Source organism: Bremerella volcania, from assembly GCF_007748115.1.
Taxonomy (GTDB): Bacteria; Planctomycetota; Planctomycetia; order Pirellulales; family Pirellulaceae; genus Bremerella; species Bremerella volcania.
In genome coordinates this window covers 4998996-5021745 of the sequence record NZ_CP036289.1, presented here as the reverse complement: position 1 = coordinate 5021745, position 22750 = coordinate 4998996, and the positions used below count along the sequence as shown (strand labels likewise).

At 54.5% G+C, this 22750-nt stretch carries 20 protein-coding genes; 9 read left to right on the top strand and 11 right to left on the bottom strand.

Features of this window, described 5'->3' with window-relative positions:
* The first annotated feature begins 193 nt into the window (after nucleotides 1-193).
* Nucleotides 194-1201 carry a DUF1559 family PulG-like putative transporter gene (locus Pan97_RS26910; RefSeq protein WP_144975666.1) on the top strand — a complete coding sequence of 336 codons (1008 nt, stop codon included), beginning with the start codon at nucleotides 194-196 and terminating at the stop codon, nucleotides 1199-1201.
* A 144-nt stretch (nucleotides 1202-1345) separates the two neighbouring features.
* A complete protein-coding gene (gene tadA, locus Pan97_RS19920) occupies nucleotides 1346-1795 on the top strand; it encodes a tRNA adenosine(34) deaminase TadA (RefSeq protein ID WP_241676438.1) in 450 nt (149 codons plus the stop codon).
* Nucleotides 1796-1798: 3 nt separating this feature from the next.
* Here tadA and Pan97_RS19915 read toward each other — a convergent pair whose 3' ends face one another.
* From Pan97_RS19915 to Pan97_RS19905, 3 genes are all read right to left on the bottom strand, one after another.
* Nucleotides 1799-3316 (bottom strand): FHA domain-containing protein, encoded by a 1518-nt coding sequence (locus Pan97_RS19915; protein WP_144975662.1) that lies wholly within the window; start codon nucleotides 3314-3316, stop codon nucleotides 1799-1801.
* Between the two features lie 312 nt (nucleotides 3317-3628).
* The gene (locus Pan97_RS19910) at nucleotides 3629-5083 is read right to left on the bottom strand and encodes an oxidoreductase (RefSeq protein WP_144975660.1); all 1455 of its coding nucleotides are present in this window, start codon (nucleotides 5081-5083) and stop codon (nucleotides 3629-3631) included.
* A 9-nt stretch (nucleotides 5084-5092) separates the two neighbouring features.
* Nucleotides 5093-7384 carry an ATP-dependent helicase gene (locus Pan97_RS19905; RefSeq protein ID WP_144975658.1) on the bottom strand — a complete coding sequence of 764 codons (2292 nt, stop codon included), beginning with the start codon at nucleotides 7382-7384 and terminating at the stop codon, nucleotides 5093-5095.
* Between the two features lie 253 nt (nucleotides 7385-7637).
* On the opposite strand from Pan97_RS19905, the gene Pan97_RS19900 reads away from it, so the two are divergent.
* Complete coding sequence (locus tag Pan97_RS19900; protein WP_105349800.1) at nucleotides 7638-7922, top strand: DNA-directed RNA polymerase subunit alpha C-terminal domain-containing protein; 285 nt, start codon at nucleotides 7638-7640, stop codon at nucleotides 7920-7922.
* 55 nt (nucleotides 7923-7977) lie between these two features.
* On the opposite strand, the gene Pan97_RS19895 is transcribed toward Pan97_RS19900, so the two are convergent.
* A complete protein-coding gene (locus Pan97_RS19895; RefSeq protein ID WP_144975656.1) occupies nucleotides 7978-9240 on the bottom strand; it encodes an outer membrane protein assembly factor BamB family protein in 1263 nt (420 codons plus the stop codon).
* Nucleotides 9241-9388: 148 nt separating this feature from the next.
* Between Pan97_RS19895 and Pan97_RS19890 the strand changes: the two genes are divergently transcribed.
* The 5 genes from Pan97_RS19890 (at nucleotide 9389) to polX (ending at nucleotide 14970) form a co-directional block, all read left to right on the top strand.
* Nucleotides 9389-10702, top strand: a complete 1314-nt coding sequence (locus Pan97_RS19890) for a DUF3592 domain-containing protein (protein WP_144975654.1) — start codon at nucleotides 9389-9391, stop codon at nucleotides 10700-10702.
* Nucleotides 10699-11139, top strand: coding sequence for a hypothetical protein (locus Pan97_RS19885; protein ID WP_144975652.1), 441 nt, complete (start codon nucleotides 10699-10701; stop codon nucleotides 11137-11139). The genes Pan97_RS19890 and Pan97_RS19885 overlap by 4 nt, the downstream gene beginning before the upstream one ends.
* The gene (locus Pan97_RS19880; RefSeq protein WP_144975650.1) at nucleotides 11126-11728 is read left to right on the top strand and encodes a hypothetical protein; all 603 of its coding nucleotides are present in this window, start codon (nucleotides 11126-11128) and stop codon (nucleotides 11726-11728) included. Before Pan97_RS19885 ends, Pan97_RS19880 begins: the two co-directional genes overlap by 14 nt.
* A 250-nt stretch (nucleotides 11729-11978) precedes the next feature.
* Complete coding sequence (locus tag Pan97_RS19875) at nucleotides 11979-13091, top strand: hypothetical protein (protein ID WP_144975648.1); 1113 nt, start codon at nucleotides 11979-11981, stop codon at nucleotides 13089-13091.
* Between the two features lie 145 nt (nucleotides 13092-13236).
* On the top strand, nucleotides 13237-14970 hold the full coding sequence (gene polX / locus Pan97_RS19870) for a DNA polymerase/3'-5' exonuclease PolX (protein WP_144975646.1): 1734 nt from the start codon (nucleotides 13237-13239) through the stop codon (nucleotides 14968-14970).
* Here polX and Pan97_RS19865 read toward each other — a convergent pair.
* The 7 genes from Pan97_RS19865 to Pan97_RS19835 form a co-directional block, all read right to left on the bottom strand.
* A complete protein-coding gene (locus tag Pan97_RS19865) occupies nucleotides 14967-15875 on the bottom strand; it encodes a sugar phosphate isomerase/epimerase family protein (protein ID WP_144975644.1) in 909 nt (302 codons plus the stop codon). The genes polX and Pan97_RS19865 overlap by 4 nt on opposite strands.
* Nucleotides 15876-15917: 42 nt before the next feature.
* On the bottom strand, nucleotides 15918-16916 hold the full coding sequence (locus Pan97_RS19860) for a hypothetical protein (protein ID WP_144975642.1): 999 nt from the start codon (nucleotides 16914-16916) through the stop codon (nucleotides 15918-15920).
* 16 nt (nucleotides 16917-16932) lie between these two features.
* Nucleotides 16933-17601, bottom strand: coding sequence for a hypothetical protein (locus Pan97_RS19855; RefSeq protein WP_144975640.1), 669 nt, complete (start codon nucleotides 17599-17601; stop codon nucleotides 16933-16935).
* Nucleotides 17602-17865: 264 nt separating this feature from the next.
* Nucleotides 17866-18384, bottom strand: a complete 519-nt coding sequence (locus Pan97_RS19850; protein ID WP_144975638.1) for a hypothetical protein — start codon at nucleotides 18382-18384, stop codon at nucleotides 17866-17868.
* A gap of 443 nt (nucleotides 18385-18827) precedes the next feature.
* Complete coding sequence (locus Pan97_RS19845; protein ID WP_144975636.1) at nucleotides 18828-19457, bottom strand: hypothetical protein; 630 nt, start codon at nucleotides 19455-19457, stop codon at nucleotides 18828-18830.
* A 122-nt stretch (nucleotides 19458-19579) separates the two neighbouring features.
* Nucleotides 19580-21079: a hypothetical protein gene (locus tag Pan97_RS19840; RefSeq protein WP_144975634.1), complete on the bottom strand. Its 1500-nt coding sequence runs from the start codon at nucleotides 21077-21079 to the stop codon at nucleotides 19580-19582.
* A 237-nt stretch (nucleotides 21080-21316) separates the two neighbouring features.
* Complete coding sequence (locus Pan97_RS19835) at nucleotides 21317-21874, bottom strand: hypothetical protein (protein WP_144975632.1); 558 nt, start codon at nucleotides 21872-21874, stop codon at nucleotides 21317-21319.
* Nucleotides 21875-22141: 267 nt separating this feature from the next.
* Between Pan97_RS19835 and Pan97_RS19830 the strand changes: the two genes are divergently transcribed.
* Nucleotides 22142-22690, top strand: coding sequence for an ATP-dependent Clp protease proteolytic subunit (locus tag Pan97_RS19830; RefSeq protein ID WP_144975630.1), 549 nt, complete (start codon nucleotides 22142-22144; stop codon nucleotides 22688-22690).
* The last annotated feature ends 60 nt before the right edge of the window (nucleotides 22691-22750 follow it).

Genomic DNA, 22750 nt, shown 5'->3' with positions numbered 1-22750 from the left:
AACTTCCCTTAGGTTGCGAATTCAAAAAGCTTGTTGAATTCAGCAAAATCGTTATCTCAGAACGGTTTGCGGCTTCTTTCCGCGACTGACAAAGTACTCGACATTTGGACACGAATGGGTGATACTTAAGGCGGCCTAGCACTTCAAAAGACACGCTCGTCAGTGACTTATCACCCATTAAGGATTTCCGGAAATGATCAACCGCCGACACGGCTTCACGCTGGTTGAATTGCTAGTCGTGATTGCCATTATTGGAATCTTGGCAGGCTTACTACTTCCAGCCGTCAATATGGCCCGTGAAGCGGCCCGCCGAGCCGACTGCATGAACAACATGAAGCAGATCGGTTTGGCTGTGCAATCCAAGATGAATTCGCATCCCCGCAACGAGATGCCTCCACATCGATCGTGGTCGAAGAATGTCGGTTCGGGCGCAAAAGCTGCCTACAATACGAATGAAATCGTCGGCTGGGTTGTTCCACTGCTAAGCCAACTTGATCGCCAGGACTTGAATGAACTCTACATCGCAGGCAACGGCACTTACGCCGCGTATGATCCGAGAAACCTGGACGACAAGGTCATCCAGGCATTAGTCTGTCCGAGCGATCCACTGGATCCTGCCGAAACCAATCCCGTTAGCTACTACGCCAACGGCGGTTTTCTGAACAACACGACAGACCTCACCGATGCCCTCGATCTGGAAGCCAACGGGGCCTGGAGTGATGCGAGCAACTTGGATGATGGAACGAATGAACAAAACGAAGTGAAAATGACCGGGTCCAAGTTCAAAGATGGTTTGGCCAATACATTGCTGATTAGCGAACGCGTTCGTATCCCGAGCTTTGGTGCCTCTGGTGCCGGCGTGAAGTGGAATGAAGAAATCAACGAGTCGGACGCATCCTTGTTGTGGAACGATGCTTTCTCCACAACGGGTGGCCCCATTTCTCAAGGTAATCTTGCTGACCCGCTCGGAGGCGACTACCTTCCATCAAGTTATCACGGCGACACGGTCTTGATGACCTTCGTTGACGGTTCCGTGAAAGTCGTCAATACAGAAATTGAAGCCGATGTTTACGGCCGCTTGATGACCAGCGATGGTCGCGATGCCCGGCTGCGTGGTGCGTCGGCTACTTACTTCGCCAATGGCAATACGACCACTGGCAACTGGCAGCAAGACGCGCTAAGTGAGGAAGATCTACCGTAAGGTCGTGACGCGCCAGCTGACGTTCAGTACATTCAGAGACATCCTTTCAACCGCGAAAGGATGTCTCTTTTTATTTTTTGGGAAAGAAGCTGCGTGACGGATTCCGACATTCTTGGCCAATTCGAGTTACCGCAACTGCACCAGATGTATATGCAGATGGCTCTGCAGCAGGCCGAGTTGGCCGCTCGCAGTGATGAAGTGCCGGTTGGCGCCGTTATTGTGCGCGAGGGGAGCATCATAGCCGCGGCGCACAATCAGAGAGAGATGCTACGAGATCCTACCGCTCATGCCGAAATGATCGCCATCACCCAGGCTGCCGAGGCCGTTGGGGGTTGGCGGCTGGAAGATTGTATCTTGTACGTTACCCTCGAGCCGTGTCCTATGTGCGCTGGGGCAATCCTTCAAGCTCGCATTCCGGTGGTGGTTTATGGAGCACGCGATCCCAAAGCGGGAGCGGTCAACTCGCTCTACGAGATGCTGAGCGATTCCCGACTAAACCATCGCTGCGAGGTCGTTTCCGGGGTGTTGCAGGATCGCTGCGGCCAGGTCCTGACTGAGTTCTTTCGGCAACGTCGGGCCGAAGGAAAGAAGTAGTTATTAATCCGGGCTGGCCATTTCATCCAGAGCCGAGGGTTTCGACGGGAGATAGCCAAGCCGATTCAATCGTGTGATGAAGTCGGTTTCGCAAAGGAGACGCCAGCGTTTGGGGTCCGGGTGTTGAATGAAAACAGCCTCTGCATTGGGCATAAGATCGGAGATTCGCTTTGGGTGATCACAAAGCCATTTGACCCAGTCGCCAGCACTTCCGAAATCTGGGGAGTCTGAATCGGCCTCCTGGTGATACTTGGCAACAGCTTCCGGATAGGCGGCAATGACTTCCTCATGCCCTTCGTGAGGAAAGATGAAAGCGAATGCGTCTTTACCCCAAGCGTCCCGCAGTTCGTCGACTACCTTCTCGATGTCGGCAATGTGAAAGACCTTCGCGTGTGAATCTTCGCAGACGAATGTCCGCTCCGAATGTGCTTCCCAAGGTTCCGTACTGACTTTGGAAGTATCAACGATCGCACCCACGTCGCGATGGCGGGCAATTCGACGGAGAAACTCAATCGGCATCGGCTCGATACCCACGGCATCGATCAGATGGTAGTTCTCTCCAACATCCTTGGCGAAAAAGGTAGCGAATTTGCGTCGAACCAGGTCTTCGAAAACCCAAGTTCGCAAGGGGGCATCGGGTGCTTCCTCGCCACCATCGATGGTGACATGAAACTCGGTCTTGCCGGCAACAAATTTGTCACCGGTGTAGATCGTGGCATACGGAACACCAACGTCATTCAGCTTGGTTCCGTTCTGGCTTTGAAGATCACGCAGGCGGCAACGTTTCTCTTCGCAATCGAGGCCGAAATGCATTCCTGAAATCGAAGCATCGCCAACGACCGTGACGTCGGCCATCTGATTGCGCCCAATGATGACTGTTTGTCCTGGAATCAGCCAAACGTGCCGCTTGCCGGTCGCGTCTTCGAAAGTGACGTTCAGACGAAGGATGCGAACAGAGTCACTTCTGCGAGTAGCCTCCGCGTCGCTAATCTTGGAATCTTCGTTCTCGACTTCAGCGGAAATCTTCTTCGCGAGTTGCTCGATTTCATGACCATACTCGTCCGTCGATTCCAGCGCCTCGGTCGCTTCCAGAGCCCTTGGGCTCATGGCCTGTGCTGTTGGAGCAAATGGCTTCTTGCCTTCTGCTAATTTCTGAGCATCCTTCTCACGAAGGCGTTGAATTTCGGGATACATAAGGGGATCGACAACCGTGGTTGTGATCTCACCTTCAAAGCGTACTTGAAACTCGGAATTGCCAGCGCGAATCGTATCGCGGTCGTGCAGTTCAACGAGGTTAATTCGAATGCCGTTGACGAACGTACCATTGGTGCTGTTCAGGTCACGAATGCGGCAGCGAGACTTGTCACAGAGAAGTGCGAAATGAAGTCCCGACATGGCCCGATCATCCGAAATGGATAAATCGGCATTTGCCTGGCGGCCAACTCGAAACATCGAGCCTTGCTCGGCCGTGATGATTTCCCCCTGGGCAGGACCTTCCTGGACCGTCAAATAAGCGCGCATGGCTTGTCTATCATTCCTAGTGGTTACGCTCTCAGACTGTCGGCAACATTCACATGAGCTGAAGAAATCAACCGTCAATGTTTTGCCCAAATCTAGATGCGATTTCGTTTCCCCTCGGACGAATCAACATCTGCCTCTGAGTATACCGCTGAGACCCGCGCGAATCACCCATTGGGACTGTGAAACCCGGAGAAAAAGTGGTCAAATCATGCGGTGGTCACCAGCCGTCTCGCGTCATGATCGAAGCGGGGGCATCGCGGCGGCTGATTTCGGAGCGTATGAAGACTGAGTAAAGCTCAGTCGTAAAAGATCCTATTTCGCAGCAGCCGACTTGGCGTCTTTCAGTTGCTGAAACTCAGGTAGTTTTTTATAGAATGGATCGAGTGGATAGCACCCCGAGATGATTCCATTTCGCGGTGCCGAGGTACAGTCGCTAAACGTACGGCACACTTTCTTACGCGGCATCGAGCCTTCTTCAAGTGTCACTTGCGGCAGCTCGGGCAGGGAAAGCACCATGCGCCCCAGGCCAACGCTGTCGACCCAGCCAGCGCGAACCACGGCCTGAGCGACGTGGGGAAGATACTCTTGCAAATAGGTGTAGCCGGTACCGACCATCATCATTTCCGGCACCGCATTCTTAACCTCGCGAACTGCTTCGACCTGACGGGCAACACCCACTAGAGGGTCTTCCGGTGGCGGATAGCCGTCGCTCGGGGGAAAGATGGCTGGGCGTTGGATGTGCGGGTTGTAATAGGGGCTGCCGGCTGAAAGGTTGACCGAGAAGACGCCCGATTCGTGGAGCAGTTTGATCAACCGGATCGGTTCGCTCAGATCCATTTCCAAAGGATTCTCGGCGTTAACACCGAAGCCGTACTCATAGGGCAGCAGGTCTTGGAAGTCGATCGGTTCGCCGGCTTCGAGCCCCGCATGAAATGGAATCAAGTCGAATACGCTCAGCCGAACGCCAATCATCAGCCCTGGGCACTCTTGCTGAATGCGGCGGATGATAGTCAGCAAGAGCCGAGTTCGGCCTTCGAAGTCGCCGCCAAACTCGCCAGCACGAGACCTGGCACTGAGGAACTCGTGCAGCAGGTAGCCGTGGCAACACTTGACGTCCACGAAGTGAAAGCCAAGCTGTTGAGCGATCTTCGCCGAGGTAACGTAGTTTTCGATCAGTTGGTAAAGCTCGGCGTCGGTCCAGATTGCACGGTCATCATCCGAGTCAATGCCGACTCGGGCATCCAGAATCGGGTGATGATAGGCGATGCGTGGTTCGGCGATCTGTTTTTGATTGGGGCGGCTGTAGCGTCCCGAGTGGGTCAGTTGCAGCCCAATCATCAAGTCGGAAGGATCGCCGATCTCATTCTTGTGCGCGTTGACGAGCGAGTCGTAAAGCTTCTCCAGGCCGAAGCGATTCGATTCGGTCCCCAGCGTCTGATTGGGGTTTGCCCGGCCATCTTCCTGAACGGCGGCAGCCTCCCCACCCCAAATCAGCTTGGCGCCGCTTCGCCCAAAATTTTCCCAGCGACGAATCGTAAACTCCGTCGGCGATCCATCGGTATTCGCATCCCAGCCTTCCATAGGGTGGATGCACCAGCGATTGCCGATCGTGAAGCCCTCAGTCGGTAGCGGAGCAGCCATCGGCGAGCCTTGGTCCCGTGTCAGAATCGAATCATCGCACGGCAGGCTGAGCCCCAACTGCGTCAGGCGATCACGAAACGCTTCGACGGTTTTCAGCTGGGCTACTTTGATGAAGCGATCACTCATGGGCTAAGCTCAAGGGGAAGAGGCGGGTCGGAGTTCCGAATAGGCGAGGACGAATTTGTTCTGCTGGCCAGTGACGAATTGAACCGTAGCCGTGCGTTTGGCTCCTTCGCCACTCATGGCAATGATCTTGCCCAATCCGTAGGTCGGATGAATGACGGGCATGGATTGATGAAATTTGTCCGGATTCAGTTTCGGTTTCGACGAACTCGGACCTTTCACCATGTCGGCTGCGGTCATCAGCATTTTAGTCTGGGGTGAAGGATCATGGCTTGGCGAGTCGTCAGAAATATCGCCCGATTTGCCAATCTGGCTGTAGTCATCTTCGGGAATCTCGTGGATATCGTCCCATTGCTGGGATGTCGGCGCATATCGCCCCAAGGCGGCCTGAAAGTCCATCTCTTCGCGTGGGAGCTCAAAGAGGAACTTGCTCGGGACGGTCATCATGCGGCGGCCGCGGAAGTCACGCTGGTTCGCGGTGCTGAGTTCTAGCTCTTGCTGGGCCCGGGTGATCCCGACGAACATCAAGCGTCGCTCTTCCTCGAGTTGTGCATCTGAATCTTTCGAACGTTCGTGCGGCAGCAACCCTTCTTCGATGGCCACCATGAAAACGTGGGGAAACTCGAGTCCTTTGGCCGCGTGAAGCGTCATCAGCGTGACGCGGTCGAGGGCCGTGTCGAATTCATCGGTCTCGTTGACCAGTGCCTTATCTTCCAAGTACTGCTCGAGGGTACCATCTTCAGGGTGCTGGAAATCGAATTCCCGGGCCGATGAAAGAAGCTCGTCGATGTTTTCAAGCCGGGAAAGGTCCTCTTCGTCGTCGGAGTTTTCGTATTGGGCTCTGAGGCCTGTCTCGCTCAAGATCGCCCCGAGGATCTCTTCCACGGGCTCGTTGATCTTCAGTGAAATTCGATCGAAGATGGCGACAAACTTGGCAACCGCGACGGCGGCTCGTTTATTCAGCGAGTCGATCATGCCTGCCTCACGGGCGGCATCCATCATCGAAATGCCATGGTCCAACGCGTGGACCTGAAGCTTGAGGATCGTCGACTTGCCAATGCCGCGGGCAGGTGTGTTTACGATTCGCGCAAACGCCACGTCGTCTCGCGGATTGTTCATCAGCATGGCGTAGGCCAGCACGTCCTTGATTTCTTTACGCTGATAGAACTCGACGCCACTGACGATCATATAAGGAATGCCCTGCTGGCGAAGGGCTTCTTCGTAAGCACGCGATAGTGCGTTCACGCGATAGAAGATCGCAAAGTCACGCGGACGACGTTTGCCTTGAGCGACATACGTCGCGATACGCGTCGCGATCGCTTGCGCTTCCTCGTGACTGGTCGTATACGTCAACAAGCGAACCGGTTGCCCTGGTGCATGGTCGGTAAAAAGAGACTTTTTCTTGCGCCGCTTGTTGTGACCAATAAGCTGATCCGCCACGGAAAGGATGTTGGGCGTACTCCGAAAGTTCTGTTCCAGGCGAACGACTTTGACCCGATCGAAGTCTTTTTCAAAGTCGAGAATGTTATTCAGGTTCGCTCCTCGCCAGCCGTAAATGGACTGGTCAGGATCTCCGGTAACACCCAGGTTGGGATACTGTTGGGAAAGAGACCGCACGAGCAAGTACTGCACCAGGTTGGTGTCCTGATACTCGTCGACCAGGATATAGCGAAAGCGTTCGTCGAGCGCTGCCCGTAGGTCGGGGTTTTCCTGCAGCATCTGGGCGACCAGCATGAGCATGTCATCGAAGTCAACGGCATTGGCCGCGCGAAGCTGCCGCTGGTATTCCGGGTAGACGTCTTGCACGATCGAACTGATCGCGTTGGCGGAATTTGCTTCGTATCTTTCAGGCAGAACCATGTTGTTCTTGGCCCAACTGATCGCCTTGGCAACTTTCTCAGGGGTCGCGTGCGACATCGAAATTTCTTCGGTCTGAAGAGCACGCTTAAGAATTTGAAGCGAGTCGGAGGTGTCGTAGATCGTGTAGTTCGACTCGAGTCCCACCAGGCTGGAATAGGCCCTGAGCAGCCGCGCACAGAATCGGTGGAAGGTGCTAACCCAGACGGTGCTTTCGGGAGCCAACCGCTGGACGCGGGATCGCATCTCTTCAGCGGCCTTATTGGTAAACGTGAGCGCAACGATCTGCGATGAGTAGACACCGCTACGCAGCATGTGCGCGATGCGATGAGTGACGACGCGCGTCTTTCCACTGCCAGGGCCGGCCAGGACGAGGATTGGTCCGTCGACATGAGAAACGGCTTCCCGTTGGCTGCTGGTCAGTCCCTCAAATAAATAATCGGTCATCCATCAACCTATCGAAAGAATGCTAGCGTGCCTGGCAAACCAGGATCGCTAGCATCACTTAGGTAGTTTCCGTAAATTTTTCCGAAACTGGTATTCAATTCTAAAGAAATGAGTATAGTAAACGCGATCGCGTCGCGAGACCCATCGGCCAGGACCCATGACTCCGGCCATACGTTGAGCGACCACGAAAAGGTGGTTCTAGGGATGAACCACTACCATTTTCACTTTTCCATTTGCGATAGGGAGGGAACCCATGCCACGAATTCCTCTGAATGCGGCTGACCAACAACACGACGACCTGTTGGCCAAGCTGGAAATGAGTACGGCGGAAATCGGTTTGACCGTCCGCACGACAAATTGCCTTGAGGAAAAGGGCATCTTCACCGTTCGCGATCTGCTGAATTGCACACCAGCCGACTTGTTGAGTATTTCCAACTTCGGCGAAAAGACCCTCGACGAGGTCTATTCGGCGCTGGAAGGCGTCGGGTTCTATCGTCACACTCGCCAACTCGCTCGCGCCACGGCCGTTGCCGTTTAACGAGTCCCACGAAACGTTCGCAGCACAAACCTGGCGTCCCCGTTCGACTGATTGGCTATGGGGACTTGCCAATCTGAAAACAGCGAATCGGACCTCCCCGGGTACCCGTTTCGCGAACAAGCAAATATCCACCGCTTAGCGCGGGCAGCGCACGGACGATGTCGTTGCTCGCGCGGAAGCGGCTGATTTCTGCGAATTTCTTTTCATCGGGAAGAAACAGGATCGCTGTCCCTTCATTGGTCACGGCGATCAACTTCCTATCCGCATAGATCAGGTGCGCCGTCCCTGGCAATTGTTCTGACCACATTACACGGCCGGTGGCTAGTTCGACGCATCGTAGTTCCGGCGAACCCAAATCTTCGCGTCCGTGAATCCCGTACAGGTAATCTCCTACCAGAACCGGCGTGTTGTATTGACTGGAGAGGGTGTCGTCGTTTTCCCAAATCGGTTTGAACTGGGTTTTCTCAAGTTCAACCAGTTTGGCCCCTACTCCGTAACTGGCAGTAACGAAGAGTTTGTTGCCAGCCACGATTGGTGTCGCGGCGTTCACGGTTGGACCTCTCGCCCCGAATGGAAATCCATATAGAACACTTCCTGTGAAGGGATCGACCACCACGGTTTGTAGCCGCGTTACAAATACGGCGTAGGGGCGATCGGCAATCTTGGCCATCACGGGCGAGGAATAGCTGGCCGCATCATCGACGGACTTCCATTGAAATTGGCCATCTTCCAGGTTCACCGCCACGATTCCTGCCCCGTTGCGTCCCCCCACATTTACCAGTACGGACTTTTCGAAAACGATTGGGGTACTGCCTGCCCCGAAATATCCGTCCGGAGCGCCGAAGTTGCCGGCCAGATCGACCTCCCACCGTAGCTTTCCTGTTTGTCGATCTACGCTGCGCAAAAAGCCTGCGGCACCGTAAACAATGACTGCGTCTTTGGTCACCACCGGCACGCAGCGGGGGCCGTCGTCGGGATTGATCGAAGCCTGATACGATGCCCGCATGTCGCGCGACCAGATCTTCTTACCGGTCTTCAGTTCGACCGCTTCGAGAAGTTCGGAGTTGCTTTGGCGATGGAACAGGTAGACCACACCATCTGCGACGGCGGGGCCAGCGTAACCACTACCAAGGTCTTTTTTCCAAACCTCGGTGGGGCCCCGCCTGGGCCATTGATCGAGCAGGTTTTCCTCTTCCGCATGGCCATTTCTTTGAGGGCCGAGGATTTGAGGCCAATCCCCGGCTTGAACTCTCAAGGCGAAAGCAACCACACCAAGGGTCAACGTTACGGTAATCAGGCAGAAACGGCGAGTAATCATCGGAGAAACCTGAAGGGAGTCGGTGCCGCGAAGTGGTGAATCCAGTTATATTTAGCATGGTATCGCGCCAAGGTACCGATCGCCAAACGGAAGGTCCTTGCGCGACATTCCTTGAATTGTGGCTTCTTCGGAAATCTGAAGATATCGTATGCCTCGCTGGTTTCGCATCTGGGAGAAAAAACGCGGTTCGCGCCGTACGGTTTCGCGTGTCGTAGCCAGTGTCGGGGAAACGTTCTTTTTCTCAGCGATTTTCTTTTTCGGCGTCATTTTCACAGCAATGACCGTCGCCTCGACCATGTTGGAAACTTGGCCGATCCGGACCATGTTTCCGGAAGTCGCCTACGTGGAAGGAGAGTGCACGGTTCAGGAAATCCGAGTAGTCCAACTCGGAACCGAAGACTATCCCCGCTATCAACCTGAAGCCCTGGTCTCATTGGATTTGCCCCAGCGGCAACACCATCGTTGGTCGCTCCGACGATCGCCCCTTACTTATTCTACGGAAGAGGCGGCCTGGGATCGGCTTAATGGGTACGAACCGGGCTGGATCTATCCCTGTTGGTACGATCCCGACAGCCCCGGTCAGAGCGTCGTCTTAGAGCGAACCCCGGCCTGGGGACTGTGGGTCATCTTTCTGGTGCTGGTTTCATTCATCGTCATTGGTGGCATCGGGCTGATTTATACGCTGCTGCTTATGGGGACATCGGTCGAACGAAGGGCCGCGATCGCGAAGAAAGCCAAAACGTTAGAGCTTCTCCGGGAAGCCATGCCCGCTACGACATATCCATCGATTCCTAATGATGCGAATCTGACCAACAGCCCCGGCGTGCGTCTCGCATTCCGCTTGCCGATCGAGGTTTCGCCCGGATGGTGGCTGCTGGCCACGCTTATTTTCAGTCTATTGTGGAGCGGTATGGCAGGCGTGTTCTTCATCGCCGCATTGGGTAACCATCTGGCCGGAAAACCGGACTGGATGTTGACGATCATCTCGCTGCCAACCATTGGAATTGCATTGGCGGCGATCTCTAAGTTTCTGCGCGAGGTCACCGCGCACACGCGAGTAGGACCCACCGGCTTGGAAATCTCGAACCATCCCCTTTATCCTGGTAAAGAGTACCGCGTATTCGTTACTCAGGCAGGAAAAATGAAGGTTCGGCAACTGCAGATCTTGCTTGTCTGCGAGGAAGCGGCCACATTCTTGCAGGGGACAGACGTTCGTAGCGAAACGAAACGCGTGGTCGAAGAGGAGGTCGCCGCTGCCAAGGGATTTGAAATCAAGCCAGGGCTGCCGTTCGAGGCGGACTATCAGCTTAAAGTGCCTGAAGGTTGTATGCACAGCTTTAAGTCAGATCACAATGCGATCCACTGGAAACTAGTCGTGCAGATCAACGCCGATCACGGTACGCGGTTGAGTCGTAGCTTTCCGATCGTCGTCTATCCGGCGGAGTTGGAGGTTGCCCGATGAACCTCGAACCCAAGATTGAGATCACGCTGGATCGTCCCAATCGAACTTATCTACCAGATGACGAACTGATCGCCAGCTTCGAGATCAAAGGAACTCGCCCGTCCGAAGTCCAGGCGATCGAAGCTTCCGTGCTTTGGTATACCGAGGGGACTGGCGAAGAAGACCTGGCTACCCACGACTTTCGGCGTCTCTTGCCGATCGATCGGAACGATGCCGACCTGACCAAGCGTCGCAAGTTTCAAACAAGATTGCCGCGGAGTCCGCTTTCGTATCAGGGACTGATCGTCAAGATTCGCTGGGCGGTTCGCGTGCGCGTCTTCATGCACCAGGGAAAGGAATACATGGAGGAAGTTCCTTTTAACCTGGGCGAGTTGGCACCAGCGGTACCGATTGCGACGAAGCGATCGTCGAGAAAACGAGCCGATGATGCGGCGTAATCCCTTTTCAACGCGGTTTACCCGTCCCGGAGAGATCCCGTTCGTCTTTCCGGCTGGGCATTCGTTGGAATCCGTTATCGCCGCCATTGAGCAGCCAGGTGCGCAAGGCGCGATTGTTGGGCCCCACGGAAGCGGTAAATCATCGTTGCTGGAAACACTCAGCCAGCACTGGTCGAAGCTTGGACTCATCGAGCAACGTGTCCGACTGACAGCATCGCGAAAGCATGAAGTTATTCCGCTTGGCGATCTCGATTCAGATTCACTACTGGTGATCGATGGTTTCGAACAGCTTGCGTTTTGGAAGCAGCGGTGGATTCGCTGGCGCTGTCAGCAAAAAGCGGTTCGGCTGCTGGTCACAACGCACGGCGACTGCGGTCTGCCGGTCATTCTGATAACGCAGCCGGATTGGCCATTGGCGCTGAAGCTATCTTCGATGCTTCTTGCCAGCGACGTAACACCTTACGAAGCTGATCTTCGAGCCGTGTGGGAAGAAGATCCCGGCGATATTCGTGACTACTTCTTCCGGTTGTACCACTGGTGCGAATTAAACGGCATTTACCAATCGCAGGGGCAATTCGCCCAGCAATAAGGGCTGGCTGTCTGAATTTGACGGCTTGATCGGTAATCTTTCGCTCCTCAGCATCGCTTTGCCAAGTGGAATGCGTGTCGGTGATATGGGCTTAGTTGAGCAAATCCATGAGATTTTTCCTGTTCCGGCTCAAGCCTGTGATCTATTCTTCACCGTCCCTTTTATTGATGCGAGGCAATGGAAGCCCGATTTTTGGAGGTTCGAAGGATCGACGACCTGACGCGTTTTCAACCGGAAGGACCTTTCCCGGATGACTGCTTCGCCGATCAAAACCGTTCTCACCCTGGTGGTGTGCACCCTGACAGTTTTCAACAATCCCAGCTCGGCCCAGGCCTGTTGGCTGACCGATTGGCTGTGGGGCACTGACGAAGCATATCCTGTCGCGCCGCCGGTGATTACCACGAACTATCCCGCTTACCCCGCCGTTCAGGCGAACTACCTGCCTTCGGTGGTTGGCTCGTGCCCAGCACCATCGCCTGTGACGACGGCCGGATATGCCCCACAGATGAACTACAACTCGCAGTATCAGCGAGTCCCGGTCACCGTTTACCGTCCGGTCCCCGTTTATCAGCCGAACTCGGCAGGCGTTCCCGTCGTTGGCTATCAAGGATGCACGACTTCGCGTTATCAAGTTCAACGCGTACCCGCTTTCGGGGCTGCTCCTGCTCCTTCGAGTTGTGGCTGTGCCGCCGCAGGCTACAACGCACCGGTCGTTCCTTCGCCTGGAGCAACAATCACCGCGCCTCCTTCGGGGCAATGGGTTCCACGAGTCGAAGAACAACCTATCCAATACTCGCAACCTCAGCCGCAACCACAGTATCAATCGGCGCCTGCTTCGCCGTCGTATGGTGCAGGCGGTTCGATTTACTCGCCACAGCCTGGTGCCTCGGCCACTCCACAGTACCAGGTCAATCCTCCACCTGCACAAGGTGGTCAGCCGGCCGATACGCGACCTGCACTGCGACCAGAACTGGAAGGTCCGGTTCTCAATGGTTCGGGTGGCGTGTCCATCGAAAGTTCCACCAGTGCCGCGCCGTTGAATCGATACATTCCGCAGCCAGTCACCAGCCAGCGTCCTGCTCCGACGACGGTTACGCCATCGTCGACCGCTCCGGCACCCTCTGGGCAGTGGAAGGTCACCCCGGTGACTCCGATTCCGGATCCACAGTTTTCCAACTCAGGTTCGGCCAGCGAAGCACCACGTTTGCTCGATCCACGCGATAAGACGGCAGGTCTTGATCAGCGATCCCTCGTGATTCCGGTTGGCTACGAAATGCCTCAGCAGCCACCGCGTCGATCGTTCACGCCGCCGACGGCTTCCATTCAAGCCGACAACGGCGGTTGGTACTCGCTTAGCAAGTAGTGCGAGATTCCAAACCAATCCATCGTGAAAGGGGCTCCTCAAACGGAGTCCCTTTTTCATGCGCTGACTAGGGGGAGTTGATCGATCCAAATGGCAATCGCTACGCTGAATAAGGACATACGATCACCTTTCAGCGAATAACGCCATGAACAACGCTCAAATCGCTGCCAAGTTTGAAATGCTGGCAGATCTTCTCGAGTTCCAGGGAGCGAATAGCTTTCGCATACGAGCCTATCGCAACGCGGCTCGCACGATTGAAGGCCTGTCACAGCAAATCAGTGATATTCTGGACGACTCCTCCCAGAAACTGACCGACCTCGAGGGAATTGGCAAAGATTTGGCGGAAAAGTGCCAGGTACTGGTCGAGACCGACAAATTGCCGCAGTTGGAGGAACTTCAAAAGAAGATTCCTCCGTCGGTATTGGCCATGTTGCGGATCCCTGGCTTGGGACCGAAAAAGGCTGCAGTGATCTATAAAGAGCTGGGGATCTCGACGCTGGAAGACTTAAAGCAGGCATGCCTGGACGAAAAAATCCGGGCTCTCAAAGGCTTCGGTGCGAAGACCGAACAAACGATTCTCAGCGGCATCGATCTCGCCGCGACGGCCGAGCAGCGTGTTTATTGGGCCAAAGCCGACAAGCTGGTGCAGCGTCTCAGGGAACATCTGGAGAGCGTGAAAGGTATCGAAAAGCTGACCTTTGCTGGTAGCTATAGGCGCGGCAAGGAAACCGTTGGTGACATCGATATCCTGACTGTCGCTGAGTCCTCGACCGAAGCGATGGATTGCCTGGCAGAGTTTCCCGAAATGGAGGAAGTCATTGCCCGGGGGGATACGAAAATGTCCATTCGACTTGCCAGCAACATGCAAGTCGATCTTCGCGTCGTTCCTGCCAAGAGCTACGGCGCTGCGAGCCTGTATTTCACAGGATCGAAAGAACATAACGTTAAGATTCGTGGGATTGCCAAGCAGCGTGGAATGAAGATCAACGAATACGGCGTGTTTCGTGTGAATGAGGACGGGAGCGAGACCTTTATCGCGGGCGAAACGGAAGAGGATGTTTACGCTGCCCTCGATCTACCATGGTTCCCGCCTGAGCTTCGCGAGAATCGCGATGAATTCAAGCTTGCCGAAACGGGCCTGCCTAAGTTGATCACCGTTGAAGACATCGTGGGAGACATGCACATGCATACCGATGCGACCGACGGCGTGAACACGTTGGAGGAGATGATCGAGGGATCGATTGCGAAGGGATATCAATACATCGCAATCACCGATCACTCCAAACGCGTCAGCATGGCCAACGGCCTGAATGCGGAGCGACTGCTGGATCAATGGAAGACGATCGACGAATTGCAAAAGAAGTACGACGGCAAGATTCAGATTCTCAAGGGGCTCGAATGCGATATTCTCGAACAGGGAGGGATGGATCTACCGGATGATGTGCTGGAGCAAGGAGATTGGATCATTGCCAGCGTGCATTATGGTCAGAATCAGTCGAAGCAGCAGATCACCGATCGAATTGTCGGGGCGCTAGAAAACCCAAACATCTGCATTGTCGCCCATCCAACCGGAAGACTTATCAATCGGCGCGAACCGTACGAGGTCGATTTGGACGCCGTGTTTCAGTGTGCGAAAGAAAATCGCAAGTTCGTCGAACTCAACGCCAACCCTGCCCGGCTCGACTTGAACGACGTTTACTGTCACACCGCGAAAGAGCAGGGCATCTTGATCGGCATCAACAGCGACGGCCACAAGGTCGAAGGGCTGGACGTCATGCGTTATGGCATATTGCAAGCACGCAGGGCTGGTTTGACTAAAGAGGATGTCGTCAACACACGTCCTTGGAACGACATTCTGAAGCTACTCGGCAGGGCTTAGCCCATCGCGTCGCGAATTGTCTCGATGAACTTAGGGCATTCCTGGCGAGGGTCTTCGTTCTCTTCGTACTCTAGGACGACGAAGCCACGATAGTTGGCTTCGCCCAGGATATTGAAGATCCGTTTGAAATCGGTGGGGACTTTCTTCTTGTCAGGCCCCGAGACGACCACTTTGATTTGAGCATTGAGCGCATAAGGAGCGATTTGGGCCAGCTCTCCGTAAATGTCGTTGCTGTGGAAATTGCCGGAGTCGAGGTTCACGCCGAACCAATCGCTTTCGACGTCATGCACGATCTTGAGCAGTCCTTCGGCGGTCGCCGTCGGGCCTCCATGATTTTCCAGAGCGAGGAATATGCCATGCTGGCCGGCATATTGGCACACTTCATTCAAACCATCGACCATCAGACGATGCGTTTCCTCAGCCGAGATCCCTTTCTTTTGATGACCGGCAAACACGCGAATGACCGGTGCCCCTAGCTTGGCGGCGTTTTCAATCCAAGTCTTGGTAAGCTGAATTTGCTGATCGCGCTGCTCGCCAGGCGGATGGCCAAAGTCGTTCCCGATGGCCGTGCCGGAGACGCTAAGACCTTGGCGAAACGCATGAGACTTCAGGTCGTAAAGGAAGCCGGCCTGGACATCTTTCGGGAAGTAATACGAAGTCAGCTCGGTTCCATCCAACTGCATCTTGGCGCAGTCGTCGATGAAGGTCTTCAGTGTGACCCCTGAATTGGCGTCCTGCAGCAGTTTGCGATAGCTATAGGCCGCCAGGCTTAACTTGAATTTAGGAGCACTACGATCGGCAATCGGCTGCGCCGCTTGGGAAGATCCGGCGATGATCCCGGACGCGGCGAGCCCCGCAGTCCCCATCATCCAGTTTCGGCGAGTGCACTTTGACGTTGACTGCATAGCAGGGCTCCGTATCAGGCAGGTTTGTGGAAGGAAGGGAGATTAGGCGCCGGCGCTCGCTGGTTCTGGAGTGGCGGTCTCTTGCTGGGGGGAACTGGATGTCTCTTTGGAAGCGATCTCCAGGGTTTCCCAAGGGGCAAACGCCAGGGTCAAACCAATCATTAAGATAGCAAATTCCCAGTGCCCGGTAACGAGCCCCAGGCCTACCCAATGGAAGACTGCCAGCACGGCCAATAGCGGTCGCCAGATCCGGAACCAAATCAACAGGCCAAAGGCCAACTCAAAAAAGACCACCAGGTGAGTCCAGCCGAAGACGAGTAATCGTGACCCCTGCGAGCCCCCCAGGAACGTAAGATCGATCAAGCGGTTATCAGGCTGGGCTATCAGCCACCACATGGCCTCGCCATTCCACCACACTGGGTTGCCCAGCTTGGCAAACGCCATCATCCAATAGAACGCAACCACATGCACTTGAATCAACCGAGTTGCCAAGTGCGCGGTGAAGGAAGGAGGCACCTCTTCCGTGTCTCCTTTCCTTGCTCTCAGCCAAGCATCCACCGAGAAGTAGGCACCACACGGAGCCAGGCAAAGGTAAATCATGACCGGGCAGAGCAGGGGCTCAAGTACACCCATCAGCATTGGAGCGCGTTCGGCATACGAAAGCACGAACAGCGTGGCGATGACCGACGTGATTCTCGTTTGGAACCCGACGGCGAAAAGCAGGATCGAAATCAAACCAACCACATGCAGTGCATACAACTGCATGGATGAATGGGCCAAATAAAAGATCGACCAATAGTAGACCCGGACAGTCGGATCAGAAGCACCCGTCAAACGATAGGTTCGATCCAACGGAAGAACGCCACCATCAGCAAACCAAATCGCCAATTCCGATGTGAAGGTCAGGGCATAAATCAAGGCCACCACGCCAGCAACAATCCGCAGACAGCTGACCGTTTTGGGGCTGTCTCGCTGGAACCAGAACTGATTCCAGCCGGAAGAAATAGTGTCGGTGAATTGACTGAAATAGGTACCAAGCACGCGTGGGATTCCTGTGTTACTCGACGGGGGCGACGTGTTCGGTCGCCATTTCTTTAATTAGCTGGAATGACCCTTCGGGATCGACGAGAACGGTCGCTCGGTAAAGCTCTGTCTCGTACGACGGATCTCTTGGATCAGCGGCGAAAACCTGGCCATCTATTTCCAACTCCATCGGTTGTGGACGACGACGAATGCAGCGGATGGAAACTTTGTCGCTGCCGGTCGAGCGAAGGAAATATTGACCGATCCCTTTCGTAATCTCTGCCGGTAGCGTGTCGTCACTGATTTCTGCTTGCAGAGCAACGATCTTTGCCAGTCGCTGATAGCGGTAGGGATCTCTTGGCCCTGATCCAAGCATCGGGCCAGGTACTTCGTAGGTTTGGATTTCGCCTGAGGGAGTGTTTACCTCAACGCGAAAGAAATGCTCGTAGTCGGCCGGAGTCCCTGAGTACATGCTGTAGGGGGAAGCACGCACTTCCAGGTTCATCGGCTCTGTGTAGAGCTGAAAAAGATTTAGTAGCTTCTCGTGCAGCATGGACGAGTAGCCACCGCCGAGCGAGCTGGAAACAACAACCCAGAGACCGAACAGGTAAGCGAACAAGACCAACGAAATTGCGGTGCGTGTGCCGGGGCTGACCACATCTGAATCGGATGGGTTGGCAGGCGGGGATTTCGACTTCGACATACAGAGACTCTTCACCGAGGCGTCAGGCAGGAATACCTATTTGATTGTAATTGCCGCCAAGTGGAACAACGAATGATCTACGAAAAATGCTTGTTCGGCGAACCACGATGACTCAAATAAAAAGGCCCGGCCTTCTTGTTACGGAAGACCGGGCCTTTGATTAAGTTGTCTAAGGGAGGCGGGCAACAGGGCAAATCCCGCACACCTTCAGGCTCTTCTCTTGGTGACCGCAGGCCTGGTCACTAAAAGAGAAGTGAAGCCAAATTAGGCTTCTTCAGCTGCTGGAGGAGCTGGTGGAGCTTCTTCCGAAGGGGAAGCTTCGGCTGGAACTGGAGCTGGAGCAGGAGCTTCAACTTCAGGAGCAGCACAGGTTGGTTCCGGAGCACACGTGGTGCAACCGGTGTCACAACCACCGCAAACGACTGGTTCTGGAGCACAGCAGGTTGGCTCTGGAGCACAGCAAGTAGGCTCTGGAGCGCAGCAGCTGCGACGAGCCTTCAGGCGAGCGAACAGACCACCGCAATGCTTCTTGCGACCGCAGCAAGCTGGCTCAGGAGCACAGCAGGTCGGTTCAGGAGCACAACAAGCTGGCTCAGGAGCGCAGCACGATGGCTCTGGAGCACAGCAGGAAGCCTTGTGACGAGCGAACAGACCGCCACAGTGCTTACCACCAAAACAACCATGGCAACCGAAAGCGGCGTCAACTTGACGTTCGCCACCAATCAGGGCCATACCAACGACCGCGAAAAAGATCGCGATACCGAGAGTGAAAACACGATTCATTTGAGAATCCTCCAAGACTTCACTTACCGAAGTGTAAGGGAGTAAAACACGAAGACGCCGTCCGACGTGATCCCCCGACCACGACGGCACAACGTCGGAGGACATTACCCGGTGACTTGTTAGGATCACCGGAAATCCCGCGAACCGACGCAGCTTACCCTGTTGTGAAACTGTGGCGATTACGCGGAATTTATGCGTTACATAGCATAGGCCGTAAAATTACCAAGCCTGGAAGCTAAGTCAAGCAGTGCGACGGGAGTTTAGAGTATTTAGAGAAGATTTTCCAAGCCGCCGGTTGAGAGATCAGTGAGCTGTGCTTGACCACATTATCATCGCGGTTGTCCGTCGTCGTGCGAATTTGACCACGAAAAAAGCCTTGCATTAATGGGGAAGAGTCCATTGTTGCAAGGCTTAATGTTAAAATAGTTGCCTGTAACGGTAATTTAACGGTTTAGACTCGACGAATGAGACGCCGGCATTACCTGTGGGCTTCCCCCGGTGGCATTGCCGCGGCGGGTCAACTCCAGCTCGGCTCGCTGCTGTTGAGCCAGCATGTCCAGCGGGTCTTCAAAATTCATAACCAGTGGGGCTTCTCCGGAAAATAATTCGGTAGCCATGCCGGCAACCGCCCATCCGGAGGGTTCTTTGCGCAGTATCCAGACAATTTCGTAGGTCTGGCGACGTCCAGCATCATCAACATCAGTCCAGTTTGATTCAACGTGGCAGATATCGTGCGTTTCCGTGGTGTAGATTGTCTGACCCACGACAAACTTCGCCGTGTCGCTGCCAGGCGGTCGGACCACCATATCGTGTTTGGCCGTTTCGGTGCGTGCTTTGGAGGTTAGCAACCGGCTGGTGGTCGTGGCATCGCCTTGACGTAGCGACACGAGAAATAACTCGATGACCGACTTGGGGTCTTGAGCAGCCTTTTGGACTTCGTCCTTAACCACATCGACGACGATTTGCTCGTTGCCTGGGTCGTTCTTAGCGGTGCTGGTTGGATTATCGGATTGATTGCAACCGAAGAAGACGATCGCGATCAGCAACAGCCACGCGTGCTTGCTTCCCTGCATGACGCAATTTCCTTACGAGTAATACATACCGAGCCATCAAATTCTTGCTCAGGCCAATCGAAGATTAGCAGGAAATCTCGCAAAACACGCTGTTGGTGTCAACGTCGATTTCGGATCAATGTTTAGCCAGCACCCAGGCCCCGATCAAACGCGTCTTGCTCGCGGAGGTATATGGCCAGGGTCGACTCAAACGTTTGACTTGAGATTTTGTAGCTCGGTTCCTGGTCGGTGTAGTTGTTACAGTGCGCAACTAACAGGCGGTACAGAAATTTGAATAAATGGCGAGGAACGCGAAGTTGGCGAAAGGCTTCGAAGATACGCTGCTTGGAAATGCTCTCATCGAACAGATCCTGTACCGAGGGTGCCTCGCCGTTGGAAACCGCTTGGATCCGGGCACTCGCCACGTCGTATAACGCTTCGCTCGTCCACTGCAGCGATGGAATCATGTTTTGCTTGTCCAAGCGAGCCCGTTGATAGAACTCCTTGTTTTCCCGCTCGATAAACTGCTGGAGCTCGATCGGCAGCAACAGTTTCACCCCGAACCCTGACTGCTTCAGGAACTTATTGTCGAGCATCGGCCACAACAGAAGCTTCATTAGTTCCGGCGAACCATTGATCAGGTGGGGTTCGTCAACGCGGTCGACGATCACAATGATGCCAGTCACGTCGAGTGAACGGAGGATGCCGGAGAACTTGTTCAGCATCGCATAGCGGTCATCGGTTCGCGGATGCATGGGCAGCGGCTGAGACGACAGGTCGCTGATGGGAAAGGTCATCAACGTACGTGCCAGCGGGATCCGCTCGTGATTGCTGACCTTGACGTTTCGATAAATGCGATGGGCTTTCCATGTGGCCCGCAGCGCTTTGATCATCCACGGCATCCAGCCCACGATGAAGGCAATCAAGTAAACCCACCAGGGAAAATAGGGTGTGTTGGCGCTGATCATCAATGAAGTGAAAACCGCAATGCAGCCAATCGTTACGCCGACTCCCAGCGAAAACGCCGCCCATGATTGAAGCGACCAAAAGCCGAGTTTCTTCCGCAGGGCCGACCAGCGCGTCTTGAACGTCTCGGTCGTGGATTCATCGTAACAGGCAGCCAACAACAACAAATCGCGGGCCTGATTCTGGTCGAGTTTGGCGACACTCGAATCGCTGATGTCGCAGCCTGGCGTCGCCATGCTGTTTCGCGTCGCCAGAATACGATCGATCAGGCTCGTCACGCCAATCATCAAGATGGCGTCCATGTGATCCCATAGCATCCAACGCTTGAGCGTGCGGTCGGGGCGACGGCTTCGGCCGATCTGGTGTTCGCGAAACCGATCGAGGTAAGGATTGAAGTCGTCGTACTCAATCACGTAGATCTGCTGTGTGGGATTCTCGCGATTGTAACGGGCAATGTGATCGACGATCTGCAGTCGCATTGCCGTCTTCCCGGCACCCTTTTCGCCGAAAACGATCGATGTCGAGGGGTCCTGGGGATCGCCGTACACCTTTTGCCAGGAAGGGTGATAGGTGGAATCGATGCAGCCACTTTTGAAGACGGTATCGGTTTGAGCGTCTTCGACGGCGAAGGGGTTCGACTGAATACCGTAGTGTTCCAGGAACTGATGGATCTTCATGGATGTCTGCGTCGGGGAGAAGTAATCGACAAATTCGTTAACGTCGACGAAATACCGACAATCGGTCGGGTTTTCGCCTTCTACTTCAACACTAATATAGCCCTGCCTTGGGCCGGGGACGATTAGGGTCGGCAATTACCAAAGCATCGTGCTTGAGATTTGTGAAACGAGCATGAAAAAAGGAGGCGAACGGAAAGAATCGCCTCCTTTAAAGCAGTATTACGGTATCAGCTTGGGTTATTTAACCTTCAAGCTCTTTACCATTGCGTTGAACTTTTCCTTGTTTTGATCGATGGTCGCCGTAGGGCCATAGAATTTAAGGAAGTAGTTTCCGAGTTTCTCGGTCGTGATGATGGCAGCCAGCATGGTGTAGCCTTCTTTGACTTCGGCCGGTGCAAACGGGCCACGCTGGTCCTTGAAGTCACCAACCAACTCGACCAAATGCACCTTTTGCTCGGCGATCGTCTCTTCTTTGACTTCGGCATCCTTCGTCATTTTGACGAACTGACCCTTCCAACGATCGATATTAGCCTCGATGCTACCACCGGCCCCCATCAGGGTTACGCGACCTTCCGTGCCATCTCCCTTGGCCGCAGGGACTTCCATCTCGACGTCGATGATTCCAACGCGGGGTTTTACGGATTTCCAGCCTTCTGGCTTGGTCATCTCGAGGTGACCATCACCAAAGGAAATCTGTTCGGCTTGCTTCTTATCGCCTTCGGTCTTGTCCTCTGCCATGGCCGGAACGGCGGTCAAAAGAATCAGAACCAAGCAAATTGGCGAAATGCATTTCATCACGTTATAGCTCCAAATTTGGGGGCGAATTTCGATGAGAGGGTATCTGTAATGATATCCCTAAAGTTGTGTCAGTTCATCCATCTTGCCGGTCTGAAAGGACAAGACTGGTGAATTTTACGTCGATTCTTGGGCGGTGGTTCAGCAATGCCTGGCTTTGCCAGCATCAGACGGTGTTGTCTTAACGCAAAAGTCACTTGCGTTATCATAAACGGAATAAGTGTTACGCCCCCAACTGGCCATCTCGAAAAGGTGCGAGAAACTCTCATGGCGAAGTCTCCGAAGCCGGACAATTCCGGCGATTCCCAGCACGAAGAAGAACCGGGTCCCCTTGAGATCGTTATCTCTGGCGAGTTTGGAGAATCGTGTACTGAAATCTATGAGAAAATCCTGGAAGTTCCCATGGAAGGAGAGTGCACTCTCTACTTCGACTCCCCCGGCGGCAGTTCCTACGCGGCCATCGGATTGGTAAGTCTCCTCCGTATTCGCAAGATTCAAGCGACCGGCGTCGTTATCGGTGAATGCTCGTCGGCAGCCATTTGGCCATTTGCCGCTTGCAAGAAACGTTATGTGACTCCGTGGAGCGTTCTCTTGTTTCATCCGATGCGCTGGCAGAGTGAAGAGAATATCCCCGTCACCGAGGCCGCCGAATGGGTACGGCACTACCATCATCTCAATTCCGAGATGGACACGATGCTGGCGAGCCTCTTCAAGACGAAGCCCGAAATGATCGCTCAATGGACCCACCCCGGCCGGTTCGTTACGGGGGCTGAACTCGCCGAGACGGGCCTGGCGGAACTAATCGAGCTTTTCTGATTGCCGCGATCACCGGTACCATAGGCCGTGCCGTTCGATAGCGACTGATCCCCGGAAGCA

Bases quoted from the DNA above. Each gene is read 5' to 3' on its own strand.
- Pan97_RS26910 (WP_144975666.1), top strand. From the start codon at position 194: ATGATCAACCGCCGACACGGCTTCACGCTGGTTGAATTGCTAGTCGTG.
- tadA (WP_241676438.1), top strand. From the start codon at position 1,346: ATGTATATGCAGATGGCTCTGCAGCAGGCCGAGTTGGCCGCTCGCAGT.
- Pan97_RS19915 (WP_144975662.1), bottom strand. From the start codon at position 3,316: ATGCGCGCTTATTTGACGGTCCAGGAAGGTCCTGCCCAGGGGGAAATC.
- Pan97_RS19910 (WP_144975660.1), bottom strand. From the start codon at position 5,083: ATGAGTGATCGCTTCATCAAAGTAGCCCAGCTGAAAACCGTCGAAGCG.
- Pan97_RS19905 (WP_144975658.1), bottom strand. From the start codon at position 7,384: ATGACCGATTATTTATTTGAGGGACTGACCAGCAGCCAACGGGAAGCC.
- Pan97_RS19900 (WP_105349800.1), top strand. From the start codon at position 7,638: ATGCCACGAATTCCTCTGAATGCGGCTGACCAACAACACGACGACCTG.
- Pan97_RS19895 (WP_144975656.1), bottom strand. From the start codon at position 9,240: ATGATTACTCGCCGTTTCTGCCTGATTACCGTAACGTTGACCCTTGGT.
- Pan97_RS19890 (WP_144975654.1), top strand. From the start codon at position 9,389: ATGCCTCGCTGGTTTCGCATCTGGGAGAAAAAACGCGGTTCGCGCCGT.
- Pan97_RS19885 (WP_144975652.1), top strand. From the start codon at position 10,699: ATGAACCTCGAACCCAAGATTGAGATCACGCTGGATCGTCCCAATCGA.
- Pan97_RS19880 (WP_144975650.1), top strand. From the start codon at position 11,126: ATGATGCGGCGTAATCCCTTTTCAACGCGGTTTACCCGTCCCGGAGAG.
- Pan97_RS19875 (WP_144975648.1), top strand. From the start codon at position 11,979: ATGACTGCTTCGCCGATCAAAACCGTTCTCACCCTGGTGGTGTGCACC.
- polX (WP_144975646.1), top strand. From the start codon at position 13,237: ATGAACAACGCTCAAATCGCTGCCAAGTTTGAAATGCTGGCAGATCTT.
- Pan97_RS19865 (WP_144975644.1), bottom strand. From the start codon at position 15,875: ATGCAGTCAACGTCAAAGTGCACTCGCCGAAACTGGATGATGGGGACT.
- Pan97_RS19855 (WP_144975640.1), bottom strand. From the start codon at position 17,601: ATGTCGAAGTCGAAATCCCCGCCTGCCAACCCATCCGATTCAGATGTG.
- Pan97_RS19850 (WP_144975638.1), bottom strand. From the start codon at position 18,384: ATGAATCGTGTTTTCACTCTCGGTATCGCGATCTTTTTCGCGGTCGTT.
- Pan97_RS19845 (WP_144975636.1), bottom strand. From the start codon at position 19,457: ATGCAGGGAAGCAAGCACGCGTGGCTGTTGCTGATCGCGATCGTCTTC.
- Pan97_RS19840 (WP_144975634.1), bottom strand. From the start codon at position 21,079: ATGAAGATCCATCAGTTCCTGGAACACTACGGTATTCAGTCGAACCCC.
- Pan97_RS19835 (WP_144975632.1), bottom strand. From the start codon at position 21,874: ATGAAATGCATTTCGCCAATTTGCTTGGTTCTGATTCTTTTGACCGCC.
- Pan97_RS19830 (WP_144975630.1), top strand. From the start codon at position 22,142: ATGGCGAAGTCTCCGAAGCCGGACAATTCCGGCGATTCCCAGCACGAA.